Raw genomic sequence first — 23,362 nt, 5'->3', positions numbered from 1 at the left:
CTCCCTCCGAGTTCTCCCTTCCCCCAGGTCCTCCTCTTCTCCAGAGCGACAGGAGACATCACCATGAGCACATCCCGCATGAGACTGACGCTGACCGCGGCCGTGGCGTCCGTGCTGGCCCTCACCGCGTGTTCGGGCGAGAGCGGCGGCGCGGACGGATCGACGTCCGCGGGCACCGGCGCGATCGGCGGCGACATCATGTTCTACGACACGAGCGGCGGCGAGGTGTGGACCGAGTTGTCGGCCACGCTGTTCGCCAACTTCACCAAGAAGACGGGCGTCACCGTCTCGGACGACTACAACGAGGCCTCGACCAAGTTCATCGCCGCCGCCGAGGCCAAGCAGGTGCCGTGGAGCCTGGTGTTCCTGCCGACCGTCGGCGACGCGGCCGCGGCGGCCGAGAAGGGATACCTCGCCGAGCTCGACACGTCCGTGGTGCCCGTCGACAAGCTGGAGTCCGGGTCGTACGACAAGTACGGGGTCCAGGTCGGCACGTTCGGCATGGTGCTGGCGTGGGACGAGAAGGCCTATCCGGCGGACGCGCAGCCGTCGTCGGTCGCCGACCTGTTCGACGTCGCCAAGTTCCCGGGCAAGCGCTGCTTCTTCAACAACCCCCAGTACGGCTGGACCCTGGAGGCGGCGCTGCTCGCCGACGGGGTCACCGCGGACAAGCTGTACCCGCTGGACGTCGAGCGGGCGCTGAAGAAGCTGGACGGGATCAAGAACGACATCACCTGGTGGTCGAGCGGTGCCGACTCCATCGCCAACTTCGAGAACGGTTCGTGCGACATCGGGATCCTCTGGGCCAACCGTGCGCTGGTCGCCAAGCGCGCCGGGTTCCCGATGGCGATCAGCTGGAAGGACGGCGGCTACTCGAACAGCGTGTGGGCCGTCCCGGCCGGCGCGCCGAACGCCGCCGCGGCCCAGCAGCTGATCGCCGACGTCATCAACGACGAGGCCGGCCAGATCGCCTTCGCCTCCAAGATCCCGACGCCGATCCCCGCCGCGGTCAAGGGAGCGGACCCGAGCGCCTACCCCCAGGACATCCAGCCCTACCTGCCGCTCGGGGACAACGTCAGGTCCGCGGTCAAGCAGGACGGCGTCTACTACCAGAAGAACCTGACCCAGATCGTCGACCGGTTCAACCGCTGGGTCGGAAAGTGATCCCGCACCACACGCCCACATCCCGCCCGACAGCCGAGGTCTCAGCATGAGGATTGTCTGCATCGACGGCGAAGCGCAGTACCGCGACATCGTGGACAGGGACGTGGCCCGTCCCCTCGCCGCCGCCGGCCACACGTTCGACTGGTTCGAGGAGAGGTTCGACGACGTCCCGGCCGCGATCTCCCGGGCCGCCGGGTACGACGCGCTGTACGTCGTCGGCGACCAGGGCCCGGTCCCGGACGGACTGCTCCGCGCGAACCCGGGCCTGCGGCTGGTGAGCTTCGTGGGGACTGGCGCACGCCGGTTCGTCAACATGGCCGAGGCCGCGGAGACGGGAGCCGCCGTCACCAACGTCCCGGACTTCGCCTCCGCCAGCGTCGCCGAGCACACGATCGCGCTGACCCTCGCCGTCGCCAGGCGCGTGGTGGAGGGCGACGGCATCGTGCGCTCGGGGCGGTGGGCCAAGCACCAGGGCCTGAAGCTCGCCGGCCGCCGGTTCGGGGTCGTCGGCGCCGGCGCCATCGGCTCGCGGGTCATCGGGCTCGCCCGCGGGCTGGGCATGACCCCGGTGTACTGGTCCAGGTCCCGTTCGCCCGAACGGGACCTGGAGCTCGGCGCCCGGTACGCCGACCTGGATGAGCTGTTCCGGTCCTGCTCCGTGGTGTCACTGCACCTGGCCCACACCCCCGACACCGACCGTCTCGTCGGCAGGGCCCTGCTCGACCTGCTGCCGTCCGACGCGATCCTCGTCAACACCGCACGCGCGGAGATCCTCGACACCGCGTACGCGGTCGAACTCGCCGGGAACGGGAGGATCTTCGGCCTCGGTCTCGACGTCTTCGACCGGGAACCGCCCGAGCCGGAGACGATCCCCGGGGCGGGGAACATCGTGCTGACCCCCCACGTCGGGTTCCACACCGACGAGGCCGACGACGTCTTCCGGCTGGCCGGCGAGAACATCGTCAACTTCGCCGCGGGCACCCCGACCAACGTCGTCTCCTGACGGCGTGGGCCGCCCCGCTCGGCGTTCCACGCCGCCGGGCTCCGGCTCAGACCGCCCGCACCTCCGAGAGTCGGTCCAGGTCGTCCCACTCCCCGAGCACCGGCTCGGGCCGTTCGCACCCCTGAGCTCCGGCTCAGGTCGCCCATATCCCTGAGCGTCGGCTCAGGTCGTCCACACCGCCGGGCGTCGGCCAGACCGCCCACGCCGCCGGGTACCGCTGAGAAAGGCAACCGCCGCCATGAAGGTCCGTCACGCCACCCACCCGTCAGAGCTGGAAGGGCTGGACAGCGACCGGCTCCGCGACCGTTTCGTGGTCGACGACCTGTTCGTCGAGGGTGAGGTATCCCTGCTCTACTCCCACGAGGACCGGATGGTCGTCGGCGGCGCCGTCCCCGTGGCCGGCCGGCCGCTGCGGCTGGAGTCCGCCGGCCCGCTCCGGGCCGAGCACTTCTGCGAACGGCGTGAACTCGCCGTGGTGTGCGTCGGCCGGGCGGGGCACGTCGAGGTCGACGGGCACCGGTACGACCTGGCCCACATGGACGTCCTCTACGTGGGCCGGGGTGCGCGCGACGTCGTGTTCGGCGCGGAGACGACCGGGGACGCGGTGTTCTACCTCGTGTCGGCGCTCTCGCACGCCGCCCACCCGACCACGCTCGTCCCCCTGGACCAGGCGCACCGCACCGAGGCCGGAGCGCAGGAGACCGCGAACCGGAGGGTCATCTACAAGCACGTCCACGCCGACGGCGTGCCGAGCTCCCAGCTGGTCCTGGGGATCACGGTGCTCGAACCGGGCAGCGTGTGGAACAGCATGCCGCCCCACGTCCACGACCGGCGCACCGAGGTCTACCTGTACTTCGACCTCCCCAGCGAGGACCGCATCGTCCACATGATGGGGCAGCCCGACAGCACGCGCAGCATGGTGCTGCGGGACCGGCAGGCGGTGATCTCGCCGAGCTGGTCGGTGCACTTCGGGGTGGGGACCCGCAACTACGCGTTCGTCTGGGCGATGGCCGGGGAGAACCAGTCGTTCGCCGACATGGACCAGGTCCCGGTCAGCGCGCTCTCCTGACCCCGTCCCGGCCGGGAACCGGCCCGGCGCGGCCCCATACCGGAGTGGGAACCGCGCCGGGGCGGTGGCAGACTGCCCATGTGACCCACGATGAGGCCCGCCCGCTGCTGCCCAACATGCGCCTGGACGAACTCCTCGCCGAGCTCCAGCTCCGCCTGGAAGCGGTGCTGGCGACCCGGGACCGCGTGCACGCCCTGCTCGACGCGGTGGTCTCGGTGGGCAGCGACCTGGACCTGGAGACCGTCCTGCGGCGGATCGTGCAGACCGCCACCACGCTCGTGGACGCCGGCTACGGAGCCCTGGGCGTGGTGGGGCAGGGGAACACCCTGGTGCAGTTCATCCCGGTCGGTCTCACGGAGGAGGAGATCGCCCGGATCGAGCACTGGCCGCACGGGCTGGGAGTGCTCGGCCTCCTCATCAAGGAGCCGGTGCCGCTGCGGCTGACGCGCATCTCCGACCATCCCGAGTCCTACGGCTTCCCGCCCGGCCACCCCCCGATGGGGTCGTTCCTGGGCGTCCCGCTGCGGGTGCGGGACGAGGTGTTCGGCAACCTCTACCTGACCGAGAAGCGGGGCGGCGGGGAGTTCGACGAGGACGACCAGGCGATCGTCATGGCGCTGGCCACCGCGGCCGGTGTCGCGATCGAGAACGCCCGGCTGTATGAGGAGACGCGGCGCAGGGAGACGTGGCTGCGGGCCTCCTCGGAGATCACCACGAGCCTGCTGTCCGGGGCGGAGCCCGGCGAGGTGCTCACGCTCATGGCGCGCCGGGCCCGCGAGATGGCCGACGCCGACGTGGCGGCCGTCCTGTTGCCCGACCGCACCCGCGAGCACCTGATCACGGTGAACGTGGACGGCGCGGACGGGGTGGACACCGGCCCGTTCGAGCGCGCGGAGACGGTCGTCGAGGACACCCTGGCCGGCCGTGCCCTCACCGGGGGCGAGCCCGTCATGGTCGCCGGCCCAGCGGGGGGTGGCGGCTCGCAGGCGGAGAACGGGGGCGTCCGGGGCGGACCTGCGGCGGCCGTGCCGCTGGGCGCGGCCGGGACCGTCCGCGGCGTGCTGACGCTGAACAAGCGTTCCGGCCGGCTCCCGTTCAGCGAGGCCGAGCTGCGCATGCTGCACGCCTTCGCGGGGCAGGCCGCCATCACCCTGGAGCTGGCCGAGAGGCGCAAGGACGCCGAGCGGCTCGGCCTGCTGGAAGACCGCGACCGCATCGCCAAGGACCTGCACGACGTGGTCATCCAGCGCCTGTTCGCGGTGGCCATGACGCTGATGAGCACCGTCCGGCTGGTGGACCGCCCGGAGGCGTCCTCCCGGCTGCAGACCGCGATCGACGAGCTGGACGAGACCATCCGGCAGATCCGCTCCACCATCTTCGCCCTGCAGGCGCCGCGCGACACCGAGACCCCCAGCTTGCGAGCGCAGATCGTCGAACTGGTCGAGGCGGGCCGCGGCCATCTCGGCTTCATGCCGGGCCTGAAGCTGGAGGGGCAGCTGGACAACCAGGTGCCGCCACGGCTGGCCGAGCACCTGCTCGCGGTGCTGCGCGAGGCGCTGTCCAACGCCGTCCGGCACGCCCGCGCCTCCCGGGTGGACGTGACCGTGCAGGCCCAGGGCGGTGAGCTGGTCCTCGTCGTGGAGGACAACGGGGTCGGCCCCCGCCCCGGCGGGCGCCGCAGCGGGTTGCGCAACCTCCAGGAGCGGGCCGAGAGCCTCGGTGGCGTCTTCGCGTTCGAACCCCGGCCCGAAGGAGGGTCGTCGCTGTGCTGGCGTGTGCCGCTCGGTGAGACGCCGTCCGGGTGAACCGGGCCGGCGCAGGATTCCGGGGCCCGAGGATTCCGGATGCCGGCCCCGAGGCACCGGTCCCGAGGCGTCGGTTCTTAAGGCACCGGTCTCGAGGCGTCGGCCCTTAAGGCACCGGGCCACCGGGGCCACCGGGGTCGTCGGGGGCCGCCGTACGCGGCCGGGGCGGCGCCGTGCTCAGACGCTGGTCACACCGTACGCCTGGAACTGGGCGTGGACCCGCGCGAGGAGCGCCCGGTCCGGGGGTTCGACGTCGGCCAGGGGGAAACGGAGGCCGAGCCGCCGGTACTTCCCGGTGGCCATGCGGTGGAAGGGCAGGACGTCGACCCGCTCGACGTTGCCCAGCTCCGCGGCGAACCGGGCCAGGCCGTCCACGTTGCCCGGATCGTCGGTGAGGCCGGGGACGAGGACGAAGCGCACCCAGGCCGGGCGGCCGAGTTCGGCGAGGCGGCGGGCGAAGCGCAGGGTCGGTTCCAGGCAGACGCCCGTCAGCCGCCGGTAGCCGTCCGGATCCGACGACTTGATGTCCAGCAGGACCAGGTCGGTGTCGGCGAGCATCGCGTCGGTGGCGCGGTCGCCGAGGAACCCCGAGGTGTCCAGGGCGGTGTGCAGGCCGCCGTCGTGGCAGCGGCGGAGCAACTCGGCGGTGAAACCGGGCTGCAGCAGTGGTTCGCCGCCGCTGACGGTGACCCCGCCGCCCGCCACGGAGATGAACCGCCGGTATCCCTCCAGTTCCGCCATCACCTCGTCGACGGTGACCCGCCGCCCGTCACGCATCCGCCAGGTCTCGGGGTTGTGGCAGTACAGGCACCTGAGCGGGCAGCCGCAGGTGAACACCACGAACCTGGTGCCGGGGCCGTCCACGCCGACGGAGACGTCCCAGGACTCGATGACGCCGGCGCCGGCCGCGGCCGGCGGCCGGCGCAGCTCGGCGGCGGCCTGCAGGAGCACCTCCTCACGGGGGTTCACAGCGATCCGTGGAAGGTGCGGTTGACGACGTCCTGCTGCTGCTCGCGGGTCAGCCGGACGAAGTTGACGGCGTACCCGGAGACCCGGACGGTCAGCTGCGGGTACCTGTCGGGGTGCTCCATGGCGTCCAGCAGCACGGCGCGGGTGAGCACGTTGACGTTCATGTGGAACCCGCCGGCGTCGAAGTAGCCGTCCAGCACCCCGACCAGGTTGCCCACGCGCTCGGCGTCGGTACGGCCCAGCCCCTCGGGCGTTACCGTGTTCGTCAGGGAGACGCCGTCGAGAGCCTGCCCGTAGGGGATCTTGGAGACCGACAGCGCCGAGGCGACCAGGCCGCGCCGGTCGCGGCCGTTCATCGGGTTGGCGCCGGGCGCGAACGGTTCGCCCGCGCGCCGGCCGTCGGGCGTGTTGCCGGTGTGCTTGCCGTACACGACGTTGGAGGTGATGGTGAGCACCGACTGGGTGTGCTCGGCGTCCCGGTAGGCCGGGTGCCGCCGGATCTTGTCCATGAAGGAGCGGACCAGGTCGACGGCGATGGCGTCGGCGCGGTCGTCGTTGTTGCCGTAGGCCGGGTAGTCGCCCTCGACGACGTAGTCCACCGCCAGGCCGGTCTCGTCGCGGACGACCCGGACCCGCGCGTGCCGGATGGCCGACAGGCTGTCGGCGGCCACCGACAGGCCGGCGATGCCGCAGGCGAGCGTGCGCTTGACGGGATGGTCGTGCAGCGCCATCTCGATGCGTTCGTAGGCGTACTTGTCGTGCATGTAGTGGATGATGTTCAGCGCGTTCACGTACGTGGCGGCCAGCCAGTCCAGCATCCGGTCGAACGCCGCACGGACCTCCTCCTCGTCGAGATACTCCCCGGTCAGCGGCGGGCAGACGGGGCCGACCTGCTCGCCGGTCATCTCGTCGCGGCCGCCGTTGATCGCGTACAGCAGCGTCTTGGCGAGGTTGACGCGGGCGCCGAAGAACTGCATCTGCCGGCCGACCGGGGCGGCCGAGACGCAGCAGGCGATGGCGGCGTCGTCGCCGAGACGCGGCCGCATCAGCTCGTCGCTCTCGTACTGGATGGAACTGGTCTCGATCGACAGCCGGGCACAGAACCGCTTGAAAGCCTCCGGCAGCCGGGGCGACCAGAAGACGGTCAGGTTCGGCTCGGGTGCGGGGCCGAGGTTGCGCAGCGTCTGCAGGTAGCGGTAGCTGGTGCGGGTCACCAGTGTCCTGCCGTCCGTTCCGATGCCGCCGATCGACTCGGTGACCCAGGTGGGGTCGCCGGAGAACAGCTGGTCGTACTCGGGGGTGCGCAGGAATCGGACGATGCGCAGCTTGATGACGAAGTCGTCGATCAGTTCCTGTGCCCGCTCCTCGGTGATCAGCCCTTCGGCGAGGTCCCGTTCCAGATAGACGTCCAGGAAGGTGGAGGTGCGGCCCAGCGACATGGCCGCGCCGTTCTGTTCCTTCACCGCGGCCAGATAGCCGAGGTACAGCCACTGGACGGCCTCGTGCGCGGTGGTGGCGGGCCGGGAGACGTCGTGGCCGTAGGAGGCGGCCATCTGCTTCAGCTCGTCCAGCGCGCGCAGCTGCTCGGCCAGTTCCTCCCGGTCGCGGATCACCGCGTCGGAGGCGGCGGCGCCGTCGAGGGAGCGCAGCTCACCCCGCTTGGCCTCGATCAGCCGGTCCACGCCGTACAGGGCGACCCGCCGGTAGTCGCCGATGATCCGGCCGCGGCCGTAGGAGTCGGGCAGCCCGGTGATGATCCCGGAGCGGCGGGCGTTGCGGATCTCCGGGGTGTAGGCGTCGAACACGGCGTCGTTGTGGGTCTTGCGGTACTTGGTGAAGATCTCCCGTACCCGCGGGTCGAGCGTGCGACCGTAGGCGGCCAGGCCGTTCTCCACCATCCGCAGCCCCCCGGCGGGCATGATGGCCCGCTTCAGCGGGGCGTCGGTCTGCAACCCGACGATCAGCTCACGCTCGGGGTCGATGTGGCCGGGCCGGTGGGCGGTGATCGACGACGGGGTGGTGACGTCCACGTCGTGGATCCCGCGCCGCCGCTCCTCGGGGAACAGCGCGGAGACCTTCGCCCACACCGCCAGGGTGCGCTCCGTGGGCCCGGCCAGGAATCCCTCGTCGCCTTCGTACGGCGTGTAGTTGGCCTGGACGAAGTCGCGCACGTCGATCGCCGCGCGCCACGTCGTCCCGCGGAACCCGCGCCACGCGGCCGGCCCCGCCGGTGCCGCCAGATCCGTCAGTTCCGCCGGTTCCCCGGTGACCGGTGTGGCCGTCATCGAATCCCCCTCGTGTCGAGCCCGTGTCGAAGTTCTGATCCCACTGTCGTCCCGCCCGGGCCGCCGATCACGGAGCGGAGGTCACCGATGGGCGGGACCTAGGTCCTCACGGGCGCCGCGGGGCCGCGGCGCCCGTACCCTCCTCGCGGCCGTCAGACGTAGCTGGTCTCCAGCTCCGCCGCCGGGCGGCGGGGAGCGCGGGGCACGGGCGGGCCGTACCCGAACCTCATGATCATCTGGGGGTGTCCGAGGGCATGGCGCGGATCGGTGTGGCGCAGGATGTCGCGCAGGTCCAGCGGCTGGTTGAGGAACGACGCGGACACGTCGTGCAGCGTCGCGGTGAGCAGCACCCGCTGCAGGGCCTGGCCGGCGCGCAGCCAGTCACGCGGGCCGTCACCCGCTGTGGTGAGCACCGCGATCTGCGGATGCGGCTCGAAGCGCGCGGTGTGCTCGTGGCGGCCGAAGTCACGGGTCGGGGACGGGTCCTTGGCGCCGCGCGGCCCCTGCACGTAGCCGGGAACGCCGTCGTGCCGGGCCTTCGGCATCGTCCACGCGGCCAGCTCGGCCCGGTAGTCGCGGTCGCGGGCCAGCCCCTCCTCGGCGATCGCCACGTGGTCGAGCAGGTCCGCGGGGTCGGTCATGAACAGCGAGGCCCCCTCGGCCGCCGCGGCGGCGCGCATGTCGTCGACGACCTCGGCCGGCACGCTCCGGTCCTCGTAGGGGTATCGGTTGGTGCGGCGCAGGGCGATGGACGCGTACAGGTCGCGCTCGGCGGGGGAGGGCGGGCTGACCCGGGGCACGCGCACCGTGGCGAGCAGATCCGGGTAGTCGTCGGGAGCGGGCAGCAGCCGGGTGATCGGCAGCCACCCGGCCACCCGCACGGCCAGACGGAGGTTGAACAGGGCCGCTCCGCAGCTCACGTGGAGGGAACGTCCGCGCGGGTCGCTCACCCGCAGCCACCGGTCCCGGTCGGCCAGCAGCTCGACCGCCTCCCTGCCGACCACCCTGAACCTCCACGGCTGGGTGTTGTGCACCGACGGAGCCTGTCCTGCGGCGGTCAGCAGCCGGCGGACTCCGAGATCGGTGGCGAGGGGTGAGGACACGGCACACCTCCATGGTCGGGGTTTTCGCCGTCCACGCTCGTCCGGGCGGAGGGCCCGCGGCAGGGCCGGAGGACCCGCCCGCGAGGGACTTTCGCCGGGTGCGGGACACGGGACCAACGTCCCGCCCGGACACGGCGAACGACCCTGGAACGACCGCTCCCGGCACGGTGATCCTTGGCCGAGGACCCAGGAGGTGGTTTCGATGCGAGGCGTGGCCTCGACGTGGGCACGGTACGTCCGCCTGCTCCGGTTCGACGGCAACCCGCTGCGCCGGCGCTCGGACCGGGTCGAGGCACTGGTCCTGTGGGGGGTGCTCGCGCTGCTCGTCACCGGCGTCGCGGCGGCGGCCGTGCTCGGGGTGAACACCTACCGGGACGGGGTGGCGGCCGAACGGTCGGGCCGGTGGGTGACCGTGACCCTGCTGGCCGACGCCCCCGAGATGACGTGGACCTCTCCCGGCGGCCGGGCCGCCGTGGTCCGGGTCCGGGTGCGGTGGACGGACGAGCGGGGGGCAACCGTCACCGCCCTGGCCCCCGTGCTCCAGGGGTCCAGGACGGGCGGCACGGCACGGGTGTGGCTGGATCCTTCCGGCAGGCCGGTTCTAGGACCGCCCGCCCGGCTCGACACCGTCGCGAAGGCGATCCTCGCCGCGGTGGGCCTGACCGCCGTGGCCGCCGGGACCGGCGGGCTGCTCTACTCCCTGGCGCGTGCCCGGCTCGACCGCCGCCGGTACGCCCGCTGGGAACGCGCGTGGCTGGCGGCCGACCAGCGCTGGCGCAGGCCCAAGGAGGCGTGAGCGCGGGCCCGCGGGGCCGGCGGAGGCGCTCATGCCGGTCCCGGCCGGGTTTGCGAGCGCGGGCCCGCGGGGCCGGGCCGGCCCTCAGGTGGCTCGCACCGCGGTGGCAGGCGCATCGGCACGCGGCCCGGCGTCTCCGGTCGCGGGGTGGCCGGTTCCCCCGTCTTCACCGCCCGTGAGGAGGGCATCCGGTTGCACGATGCCCCGATGGTCTGACGATTACCTTAGCGATGACCGGAAGAAGACGACGGACATCTGCCGTGTCCCGGGCATGCCTTTTCATCGGCTCGTCCACACGTCCGGAGCCGACGCCGGGAGCCGATGCGTGTCGCCGGGTTGTGCCGGACTGTGCCGGGCTGTGCCGGATCGCCGGACGGGCCGGTGGGACGGTTGGTGCGATCGCAGATCAGAGGAGCCTGTCTCCCCGACAAGCCGCACTTACCGGACCGTTGACGCGGTCGTAGCACCTATGTAACATCTGGTCATCTCGATGTAATATTTTTACAAAAAATCCATCGTCTTCTTTCTTCTCTCTGCAAAACACGCATGCATCTGCCATGTCTTGCGTTCCCGTTCACAGAGAGGCCCCAGATGATGCCGGTCCCGGTGTCACGCGGCAGGTCGCCGCCCGCCACCCCCGCCCTCGCCTCGGCCCCTGCCGCAGCACCCACGCAGCTTCCGTCTCGGCGCTCCGGTCGTGGCGCCTGCGCCGCGGTGCCCCCGCTTCCGCGCGTCGGCGCAGGCTCGCGCGTCGTCCTCCGGACCCGCCGTGGGCCCGACGTCCACGCACTCCGCAGCCCGCCGGTCATCCCTCCTCCGGGACCGGCGGCCCGGCCACCGACACCCCCCGGTCGTCCCGGACGACAGATAGAGGAACCAATGCGCAGCAAGCATCTGCTCTTACGGTTGGTCGCGGCGATGGCCGCGACCTGCCTTCTCGTCACCGCGGGGCCGCCCTCCCCGGCCTCGGCGGCGGACGGACCCAACCTGGCGGCGGGCAGGACGGCCTCGGCCGGCGGCTCCCACGACGTCTACGTGCCCCGCAACCTCAACGACGGCGACCAGGCCAGCTACTGGGAGAGCGCCAACAATGCCTTCCCGCAGTGGGCCCAGGTCGATCTCGGCGCCCCGACCGGTGTGAACAGGCTCGTACTGAAGCTGCCGGCGGGCTGGGAGAGCCGCACCCAGACCCTCACCGTGCAGGGCAGCGCCGACGGCTCCGGCTTCACCACCCTGGTGGCGTCGGCGGGCCACACCTTCAACCCCGCCACCGGCAACACGGTGACGATCGGTCTTACCACGGCCGTCACCCGCTACGTGCGGCTGCACATCACGGCCAACACCGGCTGGCCGGCCGGGCAGCTGTCCGAGCTGGAGATCTACGGACCCGCCACCGGTGACACGCAGCCGCCGACCGCTCCGGGCGGCCTGGCCTTCACCGAGCCCGCGGCCGGGCAGATCAAACTGACCTGGGCCGCGTCGGCCGACAACGTGGGCGTGACCGGGTACGACCTCTACGCCAACGGCACACTGCGCAAGAGCGTGCCGGGCGACGTGCTGACCCACACCGACGTCCAGCCGGTCGGCGCGACCGTGTCGTACCACGTCAAGGCCAGGGACGCCGCGGGCAACCGGTCCGCCGCCAGCAACACCGTCACCCGCCACGGCACCGGCGGCGACACGAACCTGGCCGTCGGCAAGCCGATCACCGCCTCGTCCACGATCCACACCTATGTCGCCGAGAACGCCAACGACGGAAGCGTGACGACCTACTGGGAGGGCGGCGCGGGCGGCTACCCCCACACGCTGACCGTCAAGCTGGGGGCGAACGCCGACGTCGGCTCGGTCGTGCTGAAGCTCAACCCCGCCGCCGAGTGGGCGACGCGCACCCAGACCGTCCAGGTGCTCGGCCGCGAGCAGAGCGCCTCGGCCTTCACCAGCCTGTCGGCGGCGGCGGTACACACCTTCGACCCCGCCACCGGCAACACCGTGACCATCCCGGTCACCGCCACGGTCGCCGACGTGCAGCTCCGCATCACCGCCAACTCCGGCGCCACGGGCGGGCAGGTCGCCGAGTTCCAGGTGATCGGCACCTCCGCGTCCAACCCCGACCTGACGATCACCGGCATGTCGTCGTCCCCGGCCGCTCCGACGGAGACCGACGCCGTCACACTGAAGGCGACCGTCAAGAACATCGGCACGGCGCGCTCCGGCGCCACGAACGTCACCTTCTACCTGGACGGCGCACTCGCCGGCACCGCTCCCGTCGGTGCCCTGGCCGCCGGGGCGAGCGCCACGGTCACGGCCGACGCCGGTCGCCGGGACGCCGGGACCTACCCGCTGAGCGCCAAGGTGGACGAGGCCGGCATCGTCATCGAGCAGAACGACGCCAACAACACCCACGTCCACCCCTCGCCGCTCGTCGTCAAGCCCGTCGACAGCTCCGACCTGGTCGCCTCCTCCGTCACCTGGACACCGGGCAACCCGCGCGGCGGCGACACGGTCGCCTTCTCCGTGGTGATCAAGAACCAGGGCGCCGTGGCCTCCGCCTCCGGCGCCCACGACGTGACCCTGACGGTCATCGACGGCGCGGGCGCCGTCGTCCGCACACTGACCGGCTCGCACACCGGCGTGATCGCCGCCGGAGCCGTCACGGCCCCGGTCGACCTGGGCACCTGGAAGGCCGCCGACGGCAAGTACACCGTCAAGGTCGTGCTCGCCGACGACGCCAACGAGCTTCCGGTCAAGCGCGCCAACAACACCGGCACCCACCGCCTGTTCACCGGTCGCGGCGCGGACATGCCCTACGACCACTACGAGGCGGAGGACGCCGTCACCGGCGGCGGCGCGGCCGTGGTCGGCCCGAACCGGACCATCGGCGACCCGGCGGGCGAGGCGTCCGGCCGCAGGGCGGTGACGCTCGACACGACGGGCAGCTACGTCGAGTTCACCACCAGGGCCAGCACCAATACGCTCGTCACCCGCTTCTCCATCCCGGACGCCCCCGGCGGCGGCGGCATCTCCTCGACGCTCAACGTCTACGTCGACGGCACCTTCCTCAAGGCCATCGACCTGACCTCGAAGTACGCCTGGCTGTACGGACCTGAGGCGAGCCCCGGAAACTCCCCGAGCGCCGGCGGGCCGCGCCACATCTACGACGAGGCCAACATCATGCTGGGCCGGACCGTCCAGGCCGGCAGCAAGATCAGGCTGCAGAAGGACCCGGCCAACACGACGACGTACGCGATCGACTTCATCGACACCGAGCAGGTCTCGCCCCTGCCGAACCCCGACCCCGCCAGATACGCGGTTCCCGCGGGCTTCACCCACCAGGACGTGCAGAACGCACTCGACCGGGTCCGCATGGACGACACGGGCACCCTGGTCGGCGTCTACCTGCCGCCGGGCACGTACCAGACGGCGGAGAAGTTCCAGGTGCACGGCAAGGCGGTGAAGGTGGCCGGCGCCGGACCGTGGTACACCCGGTTCCACGCGCCGGCGACGCAGGACAACACCGACGTGGGCTTCCGCGCGGACGCCACCGCCAAGGGCTCCTCGTTCACCGGCTTCGCCTACTTCGGCAACTACACCTCGCGCGTCGACGGCCCGGGCAAGGTGTTCGACTTCTCGAACATCACCGACATCGTGATCGACGACATTTGGAACGAGCACATGGTCTGCCTGTACTGGGGCGCCAACACCGACCGTGTGACGATCAAGAACTCCCGGATCCGCAACATGTTCGCCGACGGCGTCAACATGACGAACGGCAGCACCGACAACCTCGTCAGCAACAACGAGGCCCGCGCCACCGGCGACGACAGCTTCGCGCTGTTCTCCGCCATCGACGCCGGCGGGGCCGACATGAAGGGCAACGTCTACGAGAACCTGACGGCCATCCTGCCCTGGCGCGCCGCGGGCATCGCCGTCTACGGCGGCTACGACAACGTCTTCCGGAACATCCACATCGCGGACACGCTGGTCTACTCCGGGATCACGATCAGCTCGCTCGACTTCGGCTACCCGATGAACGGCTTCGGCGCCGATCCGCCGACGAGGTTCGAGAACATCTCGATCGTCCGCGCCGGCGGCCACTTCTGGGGTGCGCAGACCTTCCCCGGCATCTGGGTCTTCTCCGCCTCGAAGGTCTTCCAGGGCATCCGGGTCAGCGACGTGGACATCGTCGACCCGACCTACCACGGCATCATGTTCCAGACGAAGTACAGCGGAGGACGGCCGGAGAACCCCATCAAGGACACGGTCTTCACGAACATCACGATCACGGGCGCCCGCAGGAGCGGGGACGCCTACGACGCCAAGTCGGGCTTCGCCATCTGGGCCAACGAGCTGCCCGAGCCGGACCAGGGGCCGGCGGTCGGTTCGGTGACGTTCAACAACCTGCGGATGAGCGGCAACTTCCAGGACATCAGGAACACCACCTCGACCTTCACCATCAAGGTCAACCCGTAGGGCCCGGCGGACACCACCCGCCACGACGGGCGCCCGTCCCCCGCCCGGGGGACGGGCGGTGTCGCAGGCCGGCCTTCACGAGCGCATCGGCGCCCGTCCCCCGCACAGGGGGCGGGCGCTCCCCGCGTCCGCCCCCGGGCGGAACATGATCCTCGTAGAATGACCCGATGGTCACCCCCGAGAACGGTCCCGAGATGAGTGACGCGACGCGCGTGCTGCGCCGCGTCTTCGGCTACGACTCGTTCCGGGACGGTCAGCAGGAGATCATCGAACACGTGGTGGCCGGCGGCGACGCGCTGGTGCTCATGCCGACCGGCGGCGGAAAGTCGCTGTGCTACCAGATCCCGGCGCTGGTCCGCAAAGGCGTCGGGGTGGTCGTCTCACCGCTCATCGCGCTCATGCAGGACCAGGTCGACGCGCTGACCGCGCTGGGCGTGCGAGCCGGCTTCCTCAACTCCACGCAGGAGTTCGAGGAGCGCCGGCAGGTCGAGTCGGCCTTCCTCTCCGGCGAGCTCGACCTGCTCTATCTGGCGCCCGAGCGCCTGCGGCTCGACGCGACGCTCCGGCTGCTCGACAGCGGGGTCGTCTCGCTGTTCGCCATCGACGAGGCGCACTGCGTGGCCCAGTGGGGGCACGACTTCCGCCCCGACTACCTCGCGCTGTCCGCGCTGCACGAACGCTGGCCGGACGTCCCCCGGGTCGCGCTGACCGCGACGGCGACCCCGGCCACCCACGCCGAGATCGCCGCCCGGCTGAACCTCCAGGACGCCCGCCACTTCGTGGCCGGCTTCGACCGTCCCAACATCCAGTACCGCATCGCGCCGAAGAACGAGCCCAGGCGGCAGCTGCTGGAGCTCATCCGCACCGAACACCCCGGTGACGCGGGCATCGTCTACTGCCTGTCGCGCTCCTCGGTCGAGAAGATCGCCGAGTTCCTGACCGGGAACGGCGTCCGGGCCCTGCCCTACCACGCGGGGCTCGACGCGCGCACCCGGGCGGAGAACCAGGCGCGCTTCCTGCGTGAGGACGGCCTCGTCATGGTCGCCACCATCGCCTTCGGCATGGGCATCGACAAGCCCGATGTCCGTTTCGTCGCTCACCTGGACCTGCCGAAGTCCGTCGAGGGCTACTACCAGGAGACCGGCCGGGCCGGCCGTGACGGGCTGCCCTCCACCGCGTGGCTCGCCTACGGGCTGCAGGACGTCGTGCAGCAGCGCAAGATGATCGACACCTCCGAGGGAGACGAGACCCACCGGCGCCGCCTGGCCGGTCACCTCGACGCGATGCTGGAGCTGTGCGAGACGGTCGAGTGCCGCCGGGTGCGGCTGCTCGCCTACTTCGGCCAGCGGGGCGAGCCGTGCGGCAACTGTGACACCTGCCTGTCGCCCGCGCAGTCGTGGGACGCCACCGTGCCCGCGCAGAAGGTCCTGTCGACGGTGTTCCGTCTCATGCGGGAACGCCGTCAGAAGTTCGGCGCGGGCCAGATCGTCGACATCCTCCTCGGCAGGAAGACCGCCAAGGTCATCCAGTTCGACCACGACGCGCTGACGGTGTTCGGCGTCGGCACCGAGCTGGGCGAGGCCGAATGGCGCGGAGTGGTGCGCCAGCTGCTGGTCCAGGGGCTGCTCGCGGTGGAGGGCGACTACGGCACGCTGGTGCTGACCGACGCGAGCGCCGAGGTCCTGGGGCGGCGGCGCCAGGTGCTGATGCGGCGCGAGCCCGAGCGGCCGGCGCGGGCCGCCAAGGCCGCCAGGCAGGCCTCCTCCGGGTCCCGCCGGGCCGAGCCGGTCGAGATGCCGCAGGAGGCGGCGCCGGTCTTCGAGCGGCTCCGCGCCTGGCGTGCCGTCACCGCCAGGGAACAGGGCGTCCCGGCGTACGTGATCTTCCACGACGCCACCCTGCGTGAGATCGCCACCCGCTCCCCGTCGTCCCTGGAGGAGCTGGCCACGGTCGGTGGCGTCGGCGAGAACAAGCTGGCCAAGTACGGCCGGCAGATCCTCGACACCCTCGCCGAGAGCACCGGCGCAGCCGCGGACGACCCGGGCGTGGCCGGGGACGGTGACGGGGGCGACAGGGCCGCGGACGACCCGGGCGGGGCCGGGACCGGAGGTGAGTGAGGCCGCGGGCGGTCCGGGCTCTCTCGCCTGACCGCTGAGATAGGATCGGGCACTCCGGGCCAGGTGGCCCGAGACGGCGGGACGCGACAAGAGGCCGGAGTGCCCTCCGCTTCCGGGTTGCGCGCCTTCGCACATCCTCCCGCGGCTGCGGATCCCCGGAAAAGGACGATCGTTGGCTGACAGAAGAAACGACCCGGTGGTGGTCGTCGGTCTGGGCCGGTTCGGCAGCTCCCTCGCCCTGGAGCTCTTCCGCCGCGGGACCGAGGTGCTGGCCATCGACAGCCGCCCCAAGCTGGTGCAGAGCCTGGCCGGCAAGCTCACCCACGTCGTCGTCGCCGACTCCACCGACATCGAGGCGCTGCGCCAGATCGGCGTCCCCGACTTCTACCGGGCCGTGGTCGCCATCGGCACCGACCTGGAGTCCAGCATCCTCACCACGTCGCTGCTCGTCGAGCTGGGGATCGAGGACATCTGGGCCAAGGCCGTCAGCCGCGAGCACGGGCGAATCCTGGAGCGCGTCGGCGCCCACCACGTGATCCTGCCCGAGCACGACATGGGCGAGCGGCTGGCCCACATGCTCAACGGACGCATGCTCGACTACATGGAGATCGGCGAGAACTACGCGCTGGCCAAGACCCGCCCGCCGCGCGAGTACGTCGGCGTCCCTCTCGGGGAGTCCAACCTCCGGCGCAAGTACGGCGTGACCGTGGTCTGCGTCAAGGGCCCGTACGACGAGTTCACCTACGCCGACGCCGGCACCGTCCTGGGCTACGGCGACGTGATCGTCATCGCCGGCACGATCGAGCAGGTGGAGCGGTTCACCGAGCTGCCGTGAGCCGGCCGCGCGGGCCCGCGCCGGTTCCCGGCGTGAGAGGCTCGCGGCCGTGCGACGTTCGTCTCACCGGACTCCCGAGGGCCGTCAGACCCCGAAAGCCGCCAGGATCGGCCAGGCCGAACCGGCGCCGGCGACGACCCCGGCGGCGACCTGGGCGGCGGTGTGGTGACGGAGCCGCACCCGCGCCCAGCACACCGCCGCCACGAGCGCCGTGCCCACGACGAGCGTGGGCACGGCGGGCAGCACGTGGGCGAGCACCACCACGGTGCCGGCCGACACGGCGGCGTGGAAGGAGATCTTCCACCTGAGGGTGATCGGGACCGTCACCGCGAGCGCGGCCAGCATCGCGGTCACCGTGGCCACCAGCAGCAGGGGGGCCTTCAGAGCGACCATCAGTGTCAGCGCGGCGATCACCGCCGCGACCGCCACCAGCAGCGGGCCCGTCCGGCTCGCCCGGTCGACCAGGTGGTGGGAGTCGAGCCGTCCGGAACGGACCCCGGCCAGGATCACTCCGGCGGGGATCCCACCGCACAGCGCCGACGCGATCAGGCCCCACAACGCCCCCCGGGAACCGTCGGCCACCAGCCCGATGAGCGGGGGCAGCCCGATGACCAGCACCTGCGGCGCGAACAGGCCCGTCACCCACCGGGCGACCGCGGCACCCCCACCGCCAGCCGTCTCCCGACCGGTCATCCGGCGTCCCTCCGTGCGAAGTCCGTGGGACAACCCTGCCAGGTGAGCGGCCCGGGAACGAGTTTCCGCGGGCCGTGGCGCCCGGCGCGCCGGATCAGTCGTTGGCGTGCAGGACGCTGTTGAGTTCCACACCCGTGCCCCGGCGGGCGACGGCCTCCACCGCGCCGGAGGTGGAGTTGCGGCGGAACAGCAGCCCGGAGCTTCCGGAGAGCTCGGCGGCCTTGACCACCTCGCCGCCGGGCAGGGCCACCTTCGTCCCCGCGGTGACGTACAGGCCCGCCTCCACGACGCAGTCGTCGCCCAGGGAGATGCCGATGCCGCTGTTGGCGCCGAGCAGGCAGCGCCGCCCCACCGAGATGACCTGCTTGCCGCCACCGGACAGGGTTCCCATGATCGAGGCTCCGCCGCCGACGTCGGAGCCGTCGTCCACGACGACGCCCGCCGAGATCCGGCCCTCGACCATGGAGGCGCCGAGCGTGCCGGCGTTGAAGTTGACGAACCCCTCGTGCATCACCGTCGTGCCGCTCGCCAGGTGCGCGCCGAGACGCACCCGGTCGGCCTCGGCGATGCGGACGCCGGAGGGCACCACGTAGTCGACCATCCGCGGGAACTTGTCCACGCCGTACACGGTCACCGGGCCGCGGGCGCGCAGCCGCAGGCGCACCTGCTCGAAGCCCTCCACCGCGCACGGGCCGTGGTTGGTCCACACGACATTGCTGAGCAGGCCGAACAGTCCGTCCAGGTTCTGGCCGTGCGGCCGGACGAGCCGGGCCGACAGCAGGTGCAGGCGCAGGTAGGCGTCGTGCGCGTCGGCCGGGGCCTCGGACAGCTTGGCGATCCCGGTGCGCACCGCGACCACCTCCACCCCGCGGTCGTCATCCGGGCCCAGCAGCGCGGCGACCCCGGCGCCGAGCTCCTCGACGGCTTCCTGCGCGGTCAGCCGGGTGGTGCCCGGCGAGGAGGGATCGCCCAGCCGGGGCGAGGGGAACCAGGTGTCGAGCACGGTCCCGCCGGACGTGATGGTCGCGATGCCGGCGGCGTACGCGCCGGAGGTCTGGGCTGCTGCGTTCACGCCGACCAAGCCTAGCCAAAGTGGCTGCAACGACAGTACGCCGAGGGAGCGTCGGGCGTGTGCCGGGCGTGCCCGGCGGTTAGCGTGGCCGCCATGTTGCACGGCATCGACGTGTCGAACTGGCAGGGCGCCGTCGACTGGGACGCCCACGCCAGGGCGGGCGTGTCCTTCGCCTTCGCCAAGGCGAGCGAGGGGAGCACCTTCACCGACCGCTGGTTCGGCGCCAACTGGAACGGTATGCGGGAGAACTGGATCGTCTGCGGCGCCTACCACTTCGCCCGGCCCGCGGGCGACCCCGACGAGCAGGCGGCGCACTTCCTGCGGACCGTGCAGCAGGCGGGCGGGCTGCGCCGGGGCGACCTGCTCGCGCTCGACCTGGAGACCGGCGACCGCATGCCCGCCTTCCAGGTGGCCCGCTTCGCCCGCCGCTGGTGCCAGGTGGTCGCGGCCCGGACCGGACTGAGGCCCGTGGTCTACACGTACCTGTCGTTCGCGCAGAAGGGCAACTGCGCGGGCCTGGAGGACCATCCGCTGTGGATCGCCGCGCCGGACGCCCCCCGGGGCAGGCCCGAGGTTCCGGGGCCGTGGCGCGGATGGGTCATCCACCAGCACTGCGACGACCCGCTCGACCGCAACGTCTTTCGCGGCACCAGGGCCGAGCTGACCTTCCTCGGCTACCGCGGACGCCGCAGCGCCTGATAAAACGCGTCGCGGACACCGGTAGCATCGGTTCCCAGACCACCAGACGACACATCCCAGGGAGCAACCGTGTCCGCCGTGCCAGAACTTCGCATCACCCTCGCCGGAGCCGAGCGTGTGGTGGCGGGAGGCACGACGTACGGCGACGCGCTGGAGGCCGACGGCCGCTCCGTGGTCGCCGCCCGGGCCAACGGCGAGCTGAAGGACCTGGCGGCGGCGGTCGCCGACGGCGACGTGATCGAGCCCGTCGAGGCGGGCAGCGCCGACGGGCGGGCGATCATCCGCCACTCCACCGCGCACGTCATGGCCCAGGCGGTCCAGGAGATCTTCCCCGAGGCCAGGCTGGGCATCGGCCCGCCGGTCGAGAACGGCTTCTACTACGACTTCGACGTCAAGAACCCGTTCACCCCCGACGACCTCAAGCGCATCGAGAAGCGCATGCGCGAGATCGTCAAGCAGGGGCAGCTGTTCTCCCGCCGGCCCGTCTCCGACGAGCAGGCCACCGAGGAACTCGCCGCCGAGCCGTACAAGCTGGAGCTGATCGGCCTCAAGGGCGGGGCCGCCGACGAGGAGAACGTCGAGGTGGGCGGCGCGGAGCTGACCATCTACGACAACCTCGACGCCAAGACCGGCGAACTGTGCTGGAAGGACCTGTGCCGCGGCCCGCACGTGCCGACCACCCGGTCCATCCCGGCGTTCAAGCTGATGCGCTCCGGCGGCGCCTACTGGCGCGGCAGCGAGAAGAACCCCCAGCTGCAGCGGATCTACGGCACCGCGTGGGAGTCGCGCGAGCGGCAGGACGAATACCTGCACCTGCTGGAGGAGGCCGAGAAGCGCGACCACCGCAAGCTGGGCGCCGAGCTCGACCTGTTCAGCTTCCCGCCGGAGCTGGGCAGCGGCCTGCCGGTCTTCCATCCCAAGGGCGGGCTCATCCGCAAGGAGATGGAAGACTACATGCGCCGCCGGCAGGGCGAGGCGGGCTACGAGTTCGTCAACACCCCGCACCTGACCAAGTCGCAGCTGTTCGAGACCTCGGGCCACCTGCCGTGGTACGCCGAGGACATGTTCCCGCCCTTCGAGCTGGACGGCACCGAGTACCGCGTCAAGCCGATGAACTGCCCGATGCACAACCTCATCTTCCGGGCACGCGGGCGGTCCTACCGCGAGCTGCCGCTGCGGCTGTGCGAGTTCGGCAGCGTCTACCGCTACGAGAAGTCCGGCGTGGTGCACGGCCTGACCCGGGTGCGCGGCATGACGCAGGACGACTCGCACATCTACTGCACCAAGGAGCAGATGGGCGGCGAGATCAAGAGCCTGCTCGCCTTCGTGCTGAGCGTGCTGCGCGACTTCGGCCTGTCGGAGTTCTACCTGGAGCTGTCCACCCGTGACGACTCCGACAAGTTCATCGGCGACCAGGCCGACTGGGACGAGGCCACCGAGGCGCTGCGCCAGGCGGCCGAGGAGTCGGGGCTGCAGCTGGTCGACGACCCGGGTGGTGCCGCCTTCTACGGCCCCAAGATCTCGGTGCAGGCCAAGGACGCCATCGGACGCACCTGGCAGCTGTCGACCATCCAGCTCGACTTCAACCAGCCCAAGCGCTTCGCGCTGGAGTACCAGGCCGCCGACGGAAGCCGCCAGACGCCCGTCATGATCCACCGGGCGCTGTTCGGCTCCATCGAGCGCTTCCTCGGTGTGCTGGTCGAGCACTACGCCGGTGCGTTCCCCCCCTGGCTCGCCCCGGTTCAGGCCGTCGGCATCCCCATCGCCGAGGCCCACGTGCCCTACCTGCGGGATCTGGCCGAGAAGGCTCGTGCGCGCGGCGTCCGGATCGAGGTCGACGCCTCCGACGACCGGATGCAGAAGAAGATCCGCAACGCGCAGAAGGGCAAGGTGCCCTTCATGCTGCTGGCCGGCGACGAGGACATCGCGAACGGCGCGGTCTCCTTCCGCTTCCGCAACGGCGAGCAGAAGAACGGTGTCCCGGTCGATGAGGCGATCAACGAGATCGTCGACGTGATCGCGCGCCGCGTCCAGGTCTGACCCCGAGCGCCGCGTCCAGGGCCGTCCGTGGGCGGGCCGTTCGGGTGGAACCCCGGACCGCCCGTTCCCGCCGGCCCCGGGAGGCGGGCTCCGGCGGAACCACGAGAAGGCGGGAGGTCCGCACGGGCCTCCCGCCTTCTCGCGTGCCCGTTCCCGCCGGCCCCGCCTTCTCACGCGCCGCGGCTCAGGCGTCCGGCCCCGCCTTCTCCGGCTCCTCCGTCTGCCCGGGAAGGACCTCCCCGGGCAGACGGACGTCGTCGACGTTGACGTTGACCTCGACGACCCGCATCCCCAGCATCCGGCTGAGCGTCCGGGCCACGTTGGTCTTGACCTCGTTGGCGACGTCCATCACCACGTGCCCGTACTCGGCGACGATCGCGACGTCGACCGCGACCGTGCGGTCCTGTACGTGCGCGCCGACGCCCCGGCCACGGCGCCGGGCGCCACCGCGTCCACGGGACGGTGCGACCGGCCGGGACGACTCCTCACCGGGGCCGGTGACGCCCTCGCCCAGGGCGGCGACACCCGTGACCTCCAGCGTGGCGAGGGCCGCGACCTTCTCCACGACCTCGTCGGCCACTCTGATCCGGCCCTTCACCACGGCCGAGGACACCGCCTCGACCACGGCGGGGGACGCCTTGTCCGCCGGGGTCATCACCGGCCTGCCCGCCGGCTTCCCGCCCCGCTCGGCCACGGGGGAGGCGGCCTCCCCGGCGACGGCCGCGGGCGCCTGCCCGGCGGCCGGGAAATCCGGCTGGGCCGTCGTCTCGGACTCCGGGGACGCCGGATCCGCCGCCTCCTCGGGGGCCGGGGACACCGAGCCCGTCGTTCCCCCGCTCGCCGGCTCCGGAGCCTCCTCGGGGGACCGGAGCGCGGTCCCGGCCGTCTCGGCGGCGTCCGAACGCGCCGGGCCGGTCCCGGCACCGGTCTCGGGCTCGTCCGACGGGCCGTCCGGGACGGCGGGCTCCGCTCCGACCGCGTCCAGGACCGCGGTCTCGTCCGCGGCCGGAACCTCCGGCCTGCTCGCGAAGGCGCCCGACGGCCTGCTCGACGGCCCGCCCGCCGGCTCCGAGAAAGCGGACAGGCCCAGGGAGAACGGGCGGTGCGGCCTGGCGTCCTCGACGGGGGACGCGAGGGAACCGGTCCCCTCGGTGAGATCCTCGACGGAGACGTCGGTCATGGGGTGCTCCTCGGCAGTCGATGGTCACGCTGGGGGGATTCTGCCGGAAATCCGCCTTATTT

16 protein-coding genes are annotated in these 23,362 nt (G+C 71.8%); 10 read left to right on the top strand and 6 right to left on the bottom strand.

What is annotated here, in order from left to right:
- Nucleotides 1-63: 63 nt before the first annotated feature.
- The 4 genes from F4562_RS05600 to F4562_RS05585 all read left to right on the top strand — a co-directional run bounded on the left by F4562_RS05600 (nucleotide 64) and on the right by F4562_RS05585 (nucleotide 5,041).
- Nucleotides 64-1,164, top strand: coding sequence for an extracellular solute-binding protein (locus tag F4562_RS05600; protein WP_184547845.1), 1,101 nt, complete (start codon nucleotides 64-66; stop codon nucleotides 1,162-1,164).
- 46 nt (nucleotides 1,165-1,210) lie between these two features.
- Nucleotides 1,211-2,167 carry a 2-hydroxyacid dehydrogenase gene (locus tag F4562_RS05595; protein ID WP_184547843.1) on the top strand — a complete coding sequence of 319 codons (957 nt, stop codon included), beginning with the start codon at nucleotides 1,211-1,213 and terminating at the stop codon, nucleotides 2,165-2,167.
- Between the two features lie 238 nt (nucleotides 2,168-2,405).
- Nucleotides 2,406-3,236, top strand: a complete 831-nt coding sequence (kduI, locus tag F4562_RS05590; protein WP_184547841.1) for a 5-dehydro-4-deoxy-D-glucuronate isomerase — start codon at nucleotides 2,406-2,408, stop codon at nucleotides 3,234-3,236.
- Between the two features lie 116 nt (nucleotides 3,237-3,352).
- Nucleotides 3,353-5,041 (top strand): sensor histidine kinase, encoded by a 1,689-nt coding sequence (locus F4562_RS05585; protein WP_184547910.1) that lies wholly within the window; start codon nucleotides 3,353-3,355, stop codon nucleotides 5,039-5,041.
- A 177-nt stretch (nucleotides 5,042-5,218) separates the two neighbouring features.
- Here F4562_RS05585 and pflA read toward each other — a convergent pair whose 3' ends face one another.
- From pflA to F4562_RS05570, 3 genes are all read right to left on the bottom strand, one after another.
- Nucleotides 5,219-6,010 (bottom strand): pyruvate formate-lyase-activating protein, encoded by a 792-nt coding sequence (gene pflA, locus F4562_RS05580; protein WP_311734273.1) that lies wholly within the window; start codon nucleotides 6,008-6,010, stop codon nucleotides 5,219-5,221.
- Nucleotides 6,007-8,295 carry a formate C-acetyltransferase gene (pflB, locus tag F4562_RS05575; protein WP_184547839.1) on the bottom strand — a complete coding sequence of 763 codons (2,289 nt, stop codon included), beginning with the start codon at nucleotides 8,293-8,295 and terminating at the stop codon, nucleotides 6,007-6,009. The genes pflA and pflB overlap by 4 nt, the downstream gene beginning before the upstream one ends.
- A gap of 152 nt (nucleotides 8,296-8,447) precedes the next feature.
- Complete coding sequence (locus F4562_RS05570; RefSeq protein WP_184547837.1) at nucleotides 8,448-9,398, bottom strand: Acg family FMN-binding oxidoreductase; 951 nt, start codon at nucleotides 9,396-9,398, stop codon at nucleotides 8,448-8,450.
- 202 nt (nucleotides 9,399-9,600) lie between these two features.
- Between F4562_RS05570 and F4562_RS05565 the strand changes: the two genes are divergently transcribed.
- From F4562_RS05565 to F4562_RS05550, 4 genes are all read left to right on the top strand, one after another.
- Nucleotides 9,601-10,194 carry an Rv1733c family protein gene (locus F4562_RS05565; RefSeq protein ID WP_184547835.1) on the top strand — a complete coding sequence of 198 codons (594 nt, stop codon included), beginning with the start codon at nucleotides 9,601-9,603 and terminating at the stop codon, nucleotides 10,192-10,194.
- A gap of 879 nt (nucleotides 10,195-11,073) precedes the next feature.
- Complete coding sequence (locus tag F4562_RS05560) at nucleotides 11,074-14,664, top strand: discoidin domain-containing protein (protein ID WP_184547833.1); 3,591 nt, start codon at nucleotides 11,074-11,076, stop codon at nucleotides 14,662-14,664.
- Between the two features lie 167 nt (nucleotides 14,665-14,831).
- Entirely contained in the window at nucleotides 14,832-16,781 is a 1,950-nt protein-coding gene (recQ, locus tag F4562_RS05555; protein WP_184547830.1) for a DNA helicase RecQ, read from the top strand.
- A 172-nt stretch (nucleotides 16,782-16,953) separates the two neighbouring features.
- The gene (locus F4562_RS05550; RefSeq protein WP_184547828.1) at nucleotides 16,954-17,616 is read left to right on the top strand and encodes a potassium channel family protein; all 663 of its coding nucleotides are present in this window, start codon (nucleotides 16,954-16,956) and stop codon (nucleotides 17,614-17,616) included.
- Nucleotides 17,617-17,700: 84 nt separating this feature from the next.
- Here the strand turns inward: F4562_RS05550 and F4562_RS05545 are convergent, their stop codons facing one another.
- Together F4562_RS05545 and dapD are read right to left on the bottom strand one after the other, a co-directional pair.
- A complete protein-coding gene (locus F4562_RS05545) occupies nucleotides 17,701-18,309 on the bottom strand; it encodes a hypothetical protein (RefSeq protein ID WP_184547826.1) in 609 nt (202 codons plus the stop codon).
- Between the two features lie 94 nt (nucleotides 18,310-18,403).
- Nucleotides 18,404-19,381, bottom strand: a complete 978-nt coding sequence (gene dapD / locus F4562_RS05540; RefSeq protein WP_184547823.1) for a 2,3,4,5-tetrahydropyridine-2,6-dicarboxylate N-succinyltransferase — start codon at nucleotides 19,379-19,381, stop codon at nucleotides 18,404-18,406.
- A 93-nt stretch (nucleotides 19,382-19,474) separates the two neighbouring features.
- Between dapD and F4562_RS05535 the strand changes: the two genes are divergently transcribed.
- Complete coding sequence (locus F4562_RS05535) at nucleotides 19,475-20,080, top strand: glycoside hydrolase family 25 protein (RefSeq protein ID WP_184547821.1); 606 nt, start codon at nucleotides 19,475-19,477, stop codon at nucleotides 20,078-20,080.
- Nucleotides 20,081-20,149: 69 nt separating this feature from the next.
- Nucleotides 20,150-22,120 (top strand): threonine--tRNA ligase, encoded by a 1,971-nt coding sequence (thrS, locus tag F4562_RS05530; RefSeq protein WP_184547819.1) that lies wholly within the window; start codon nucleotides 20,150-20,152, stop codon nucleotides 22,118-22,120.
- A gap of 184 nt (nucleotides 22,121-22,304) precedes the next feature.
- On the opposite strand, the gene F4562_RS05525 is transcribed toward thrS, so the two are convergent.
- A complete protein-coding gene (locus F4562_RS05525; RefSeq protein WP_184547817.1) occupies nucleotides 22,305-23,300 on the bottom strand; it encodes an Asp23/Gls24 family envelope stress response protein in 996 nt (331 codons plus the stop codon).
- Nucleotides 23,301-23,362: the final 62 nt, after the last annotated feature.

The organism is Streptosporangium becharense (assembly GCF_014204985.1).
Classification (GTDB): domain Bacteria; phylum Actinomycetota; class Actinomycetes; order Streptosporangiales; family Streptosporangiaceae; genus Streptosporangium; species Streptosporangium becharense.
This window is presented reverse-complemented; position numbering and strand designations above follow the sequence as displayed.